The 1,928-nt window shown below is 73.3% G+C and carries 1 protein-coding gene; it reads right to left on the bottom strand.

The window, feature by feature from the left end:
* Positions 1 to 17: 17 nt before the first annotated feature.
* Positions 18 to 1,814, bottom strand: a complete 1,797-nt coding sequence (locus FUT87_RS27550; protein WP_255512092.1) for a type II and III secretion system protein family protein — start codon at positions 1,812 to 1,814, stop codon at positions 18 to 20.
* Between the last annotated feature and the right edge of the window lie 114 nt (positions 1,815 to 1,928).

The raw sequence follows: 1,928 nt of genomic DNA, 5'->3' as shown, positions 1-1,928 counted from the left end.
GGGGAGGACGGGGCGGGTCATGGCTGTTGCTCCTTGTCGAAGCCGCCGCGCGCCGGCGCGGGCCTGGCGGGGGAGGCCGGGGTCATCGGCGGAGTGGCGGCAGGGCTGTCGGCCCGGCCGTCGGCCGGGGCCTGTCCTTCCAGGCGCCCCTGCAGGATCAGCTCGCCGCGCGTGGGCGGCGTGTAGCCGTCGGTGGGCAGCTTGTAGTCCGGCGGCAGCGGCTGCACCAGCCGCGGCGTGATGACGAAGACCAGCTCCGAGCGGTCGGTCTGGAACTGCGTGCTGCGGAACAGCGCGCCCACCACCGGCAGCTCGCCCAGGAAGGGGAAGGCCTTGATGTTGGTCGTCGTGTTGTTCTTGATCAGGCCGCCGATGGCGAAGCTCTGGCCGTCGAGCAGCTGGACCGTGGTCTCGGCTTTACGCGAGGTGAAGGAGGGCAGCACCGAGTTCAGCGCGCCGGCGCTGATCTGCACGCCGGAGGCGTTGAGCTCGGACACCTCCGGCCGCACGCGCAGGTGGATGCGGCCGCCGCCCAGCACCGTCGGCGTGAACTTCACCGAGACGCCGAATTCCTTTTCCTCCAGCGTGACGGTGCTGCCGCCCACGCCGTTGTTCTGCACCACCGGGATCAGGATCTTGCCGCCGGCCAGGAAGCTGCCGGTCTGGCCGCTGATGGCCATCACCGTCGGCTCGGCCAGCACCTTCACCAGGCCGTCGGTCTTCTGCATGTTCAGCGTCGCGCTGGTGGCGCTGCGGCCGGGCACGGTGCCGTAGGTGGTGGTGTAGGTCGGGCGGCCGAAGGCGTCGTAGGTGACGGTGACGTTACCGCCGCTGATCGAGGGCAGCGGCACCCGTCCGCCGACCACCGCGTCCACCGAGCTGTAGGGCACGCCGCTCGGGCCGGTGCCGGTGATCTGCCCCAGCAGGCCGGCCGAGCCGCCGAAGATGCCGCCCAGGAAGCGCACCATCGAGCCGTCGCCCGGCGCGTAGGCGCGCGCGAAGTCGATGCCGAAGGCGTCCAGCAGCGACTTGGAGATCTCCGCGACCTTGACCTCCAGCATCACCTGCTGCGGCGCGCCGACCTGCAGCATGTTGACCACGCGCGCGCCGCCGCCCTTGCCGTCGCCGCGCACGAAGGCGGTGGCCAGGTCCACCGCGCGGGTCACCGCCTCGCTGTCCGACACCTCGCCCGACAGCACGATGGAGTCGAAGGCGGCGCTGACGCGCAGGTTGCGTTCCGCCGGCAGCAGCTGCTGCAGCACGCCCTGCAGCGCGGCGGTGTCCATGCCCACGACCACGTCGAAGGCGGTGCAGGTGCCGGCGCGGTCCAGCATGACCACGTTGGTCGAGCCGATCGCCTTGCCCAGCAGGTAGATCTCGGTGGGGGCGAGCAGCAGCACGTCGACCTCGCCGACGCCGGGGCGCGTGTCCTGTGCGGCCGCGCCGGCCTTGGCGCTGGCCTCGTCCTTCTTCGCATTGGTCTCGACGGGCCGGGCGGCGCGGGCGTTCTCCGGGTTGCCGAGCAGGATGCGCGCGACCGGCTGCGCGGGGCGCAGCACCGTGGACTTGCCCACCGGCACCGTCACCATCGGCGCGGTCTCCACGCGGGTGCACATCGGGGCGCCGGATGGCGCGGCACCGCCGGCGGCCGCGGCCCGGGCCGGCGTGGCGCCCGTGGAAGTGGCCGGCGCCGCGGCGGGCGCGGGCGCGCCACGGACCGGGGCCGCCGGCAGCAGCGCGGCCAGCGCCGCCAGGGTCAACGCGCCGGCGGCGCGTGGCGCCATCGTGGCGAGGGGGTGCGGGTGCGTGGGCATGTTCGGTCTCCTCCTCGGGGCGGTCTCTGTGAGATCTCGGGGTGCGCTCGGGCCGGTCAGAAGCACTCGGTGACCTTGTCCAGGCCGCGGATCAGCTCGACGCAGCCGGCGCGG

It is taken from the genome of Mitsuaria sp. TWR114 (assembly GCF_007997345.1).
The sequence above is the reverse complement of the archived record's forward strand: the minus strand, read 5'-3'. Positions and strand labels throughout refer to the sequence as shown.

Bases quoted from the DNA above. Each gene is read 5' to 3' on its own strand.
- FUT87_RS27550 (WP_255512092.1), bottom strand. From the start codon at position 1,814: ATGCCCACGCACCCGCACCCCCTCGCCACGATGGCGCCACGCGCCGCC.